General features: G+C 57.0%; 3 protein-coding genes. All 3 read left to right on the top strand.

Going from position 1 to position 3,845, the window contains the following annotated elements; all coding sequences use genetic code 11:
* Nucleotides 1–1,726: DUF1553 domain-containing protein (locus RMSM_RS07250; protein ID WP_040764603.1), on the top strand; the 1,726-nt coding region annotated here is incomplete at its 5' end.
* Nucleotides 1,727–1,845: 119 nt separating this feature from the next.
* The gene (locus RMSM_RS07245) at nt 1,846–3,126 is read left to right on the top strand and encodes a DUF1501 domain-containing protein (protein ID WP_040764600.1); all 1,281 of its coding nucleotides are present in this window, start codon (nt 1,846–1,848) and stop codon (nt 3,124–3,126) included.
* A 109-nt stretch (nt 3,127–3,235) separates the two neighbouring features.
* A partial coding sequence (locus RMSM_RS07240; RefSeq protein ID WP_008693575.1) for a c-type cytochrome domain-containing protein occupies nt 3,236–3,845 on the top strand: 610 nt, incomplete at its 3' end.

Raw genomic sequence — 3,845 nt, 5'->3', positions numbered from 1 at the left:
CAGTTTTGAGCCGACTCCGTTGGCCGAGGATTTGCATTTTCTGCGACGTGTGACCCTCGACACGGTTGGGGTGCCACCCAGCGAGTCCGAGATCAACGCGTTTCTCAGTGACGCACGAGAAACGCGTCGCACTAATGTGATTGATCGGTTGTTGGACGATCCCCGGCGGGCCGATCATTGGATGGGTTACTGGTTGGACGTGCTCGCCGAGAACCCGAATATCCTCAATCCGACGCTCAATAATACCGGGCCGTTCCGCTGGTGGTTGTACGAGTCACTGCTTGACAACAAACCGGCCGATTTGTTCGTGACCGAGTTAGTTCGAATGGAAGGCAGCGAGCGATATGGCGGCCCGGCCGGCTTCGCCACCGCGACGCAGAACGACTTGCCGATGGCCGCCAAGGGGATGATCGTCAGCTCGGCCTTTCTCGGCGTCGAAATGAAATGTGCGCGTTGTCACGATGCTCCGTCGCACGTTTCGTTACAGAAAGATTTGCTACAACTTGCCGCTTTGTTGAAACAAAAACCGATCAAGCTGCCCGCGTCGAGCAGCGTGCCGATGGATCGGCTGAGTCAAACCGGTCGCAAGCCGCTGATCGAAGTTACCCTGCAACCAGGAAGTGTCGTCGAACCGGCTTGGCCGTTCGCTCGTTACTGTGACGAATCGGTTGCCAATGCGTTGGCGGAAGATCCAACAAACTCGCGAGACCGACTTGCGGCTCTGATCACCGCGCCGCAAAACGAACGCTTCGCTCAGGTGATGGTCAATCGCATCTGGCAACGATTGATGGGACGAGGACTCGTCACCAGTGTGTCGGATTGGGAAAAGAACAATCCCTCGCATCCAGAGCTGCTGCGATGGCTCGGGCATCAGTTCGTCGCGTCCGGTTATGACATACAAGCCATCAGCCGAATGATTCTGAATTCGCATGCCTATCAACGGGCGACCGATCCGACGCTTAGCGAAACCAGTCCACTGTTCATCTCGCCAGCACCACGACGATTGACGGCCGAGCAGATTGTTGATTCGGTTTTTAACGCGACCGGCACTCCCTTCGATCTGGAAGAGGTCAGTCTGGACATCGACAGCGTTCGTGCCGTGGCGACCACCATTTCTTTGGGCAAACCGCGGCGATGCTGGATGCTCGCATCAAGCTCAAACGAACGCGACCGGCCCAGTTTGTCGCTGCCCCGGATCACCGCTGTTACCAGCGTGCTGAAGACCTTTGGTTGGCGCGGGGCGCGACAGGATCCACAAAGTCTTCGCGATACCGAGTCGAACATTCTGCAGCCAGCGATTCTCGCCAACGGTGTTATGAGCATCTGGCTAACGCGACTGAGTGACCGGCACGGAATCACGCAGCTCGCACTGGAGGACCAGTCCGTCGAACAACTCGTCGATCGTGTCTTCCTCCGTCTGCTGACACGGAAGCCGACCAACGAAGAGAAAGAACGTTACGTTCGCTTCCTGGCGGATGGCTATGAGACTCGTGTGATCCCCGAATCGGATCGAGTCAAACCGACACGTGGTAAACGCGAACCTGTTCGCTATGTCAGTTGGTCGAACCATGTCGATGGGCCGGCCAACACGCTGGCGGTGCAAAAGGAAGCCGAAGCCCGTCGCGGCGATCCGCCCACGAATGCGTTAAACGAGGATTGGCGTCTGCGTATGGAAGACATGCTCTGGGCCATCCTAAATGCACCCGAATGGGTTTACACACCGTAGATGATTTGTAGCGAAACTTGCCAGAGTTTCGGCACACGACACCGTTTTTCTGATCACCACGCTAACCAAAGTCGACGCGACTTTCGCTACGCTCTGTGACCCTGACCTGGAACACTTTCATGAAACGACGAGACTTCCTTCAACAAACCGGCGGATTTGCGGCAGCTGCTTTGGCAAGTCGATCCGCGCTCGCGTCGCCGGCTGCGATCAATGTTCCTCAAGGCAAAGCCGAGCACGTCGTGTTTATTTGGCTGGGAGGAGGGATGTCCCAAATTGATACTTTTGATCCCAAGAATCGCGGCAACTCCAAAGCGTCGCCAAAGCTGGCGGGCTCGGAGTACGACATGATCGATACCGCCGTACCGGGCGTAAAATTCTGCGAACACTTGCACCGCACCGCGAGACTCGCCGATCGCATGACCGCCATCCGGACGGTCAATCATCACCTCGTCGACGAACACGCCTTTGGAACAAACTTTGTTCACACCGGACGATTGATCAGCGGCAGTGTGACTTATCCCTCGATCGGTTCGGTCATTGGCCATGTCCGCGGCGCGGTGAACCCGGACGTCCCGGCCTATATGTTGATCGGCTACCCCAACGTCAGCCGCGGGCCCGGGTTTTTGGGGGCCAAAGCAGGTTACGTTTATCTCGTCGATACCGAGAGCGGTCCTGCGGGTTTCTCGCGTCCCGACGATGTCACGGCCCTTCGAATCCAGCGGCGCCAGCAGTTGCTGCAACCACTGACCGACCGAGTCCCAGAGGACTCCGTGATCGCACAGTATCGCGCGGCCCAGTCCGAAGCGCTGCGGTTGGCGGGACCAGATTTCATGCGTCATTTTCGCCTGCAGGATGAGCCCGATGATTTGCGTAATGCCTACGGTGGCGAGTTTGGTCAACGCTGTTTGTTGGCTCGTCGTTTGGTCCAGGCCGGAGTGCGATTTGTCGAAGTCTCGCACAATCTGAACTTCATTAACGGCACCGGTTGGGACACGCACAACGAAGGCCAGCAGAACCAGCACCTGCTGATCAAAGAGCTTGACATCGCATTGTCAGCACTGATGACCGACCTCGAGAAAAAGGGCATCCTCGATAAGACACTTGTCGTGATAGGCACCGAGTTCGGCCGTCCCGCCGAATACGACGCTCGCGGGGGCCGCGGACATCAGGGCAGTTGTTTCAGCCTGTGCTTGGCCGGTGGCGGACTGAACCATCGAGGCGCCTACGGCGTGACCGACGAACGAAGTAAGTCCGTCGTCGAAAATCCTGTTTCCGTTCCCGACTTTCACGCCACGATCCACGCAGCACTCGGCATCAACCCAGCCCACGAACTCTTCGACGGTTCTCGCCCTATCCCGATCACCGACCAAGGCAAACCGATCACCGCGTTATTTGGCTAACGATCGTCGAAACCCTATGTGGGATAGGCTTTCAGCCTGTCATCGGTTGAACCGGCCCTACACACCCCATTAACTTTTAATACATTCGAGGATGAACTGAGTTGAATCAATGACCTGCCAGAAGAAACTGTCTCTATTGTCGATCGCGTTCGTCTTCTTCTGTGGGGGCAGTGCGATTGACTATGTCGCCTTGGCTGATGATCAGATCACGCCGCAACAACGGCGGTTCTTTGAAAAGGAGGTCCGGCCACTACTTAGCGAGCAGTGCTACAAATGCCACTCGGAAAAGTCAACCAAGGGTGGTCTGCGTGTCGATTCGCGCAGTTCGCTGTTAATGGGAGGCGAATCCGGATCGGCGATCGAACCGGGAGATGCGGATGCCAGTGTGTTGATGGAGGCGGTGCGGTACGAAACGTTCGAGATGCCGCCATCGAAAAAGCTGAGCGACGAGCAGATTGCCATCCTCGACAAATGGATCGAGATGGGAGCGCCTTGGCCGGGCGACCACGGAGACGTCGTCCCGCGTCCTGAAAGCAAGTCGTTTTCGGACGAAGAGCTAAACTGGTGGGCCTTTCGACCGCTAAACGGTCCAACGCCGCCCACACAACTGGATCATCCCGAATGGTGCCGCAACGAGATCGATCAATTTATCGCTGCCGAACTGGATCACCAGCAACTCGTCCCCGCACCCGAGGCCGATCGAGCGACGCTACTACGTC

Origin of the sequence: Rhodopirellula maiorica SM1 (assembly GCF_000346295.1) — a bacterium.
GTDB lineage: Bacteria > Planctomycetota > Planctomycetia > Pirellulales > Pirellulaceae > Novipirellula > Novipirellula maiorica.
The sequence above is the reverse complement of the archived record's forward strand: the minus strand, read 5'-3'. Positions and strand labels throughout refer to the sequence as shown.

Coding starts and splice junctions, on each gene's coding strand:
- RMSM_RS07245 (WP_040764600.1), top strand. CDS start 1,846: ATGAAACGACGAGACTTCCTTCAACAAACCGGCGGATTTGCGGCAGCT.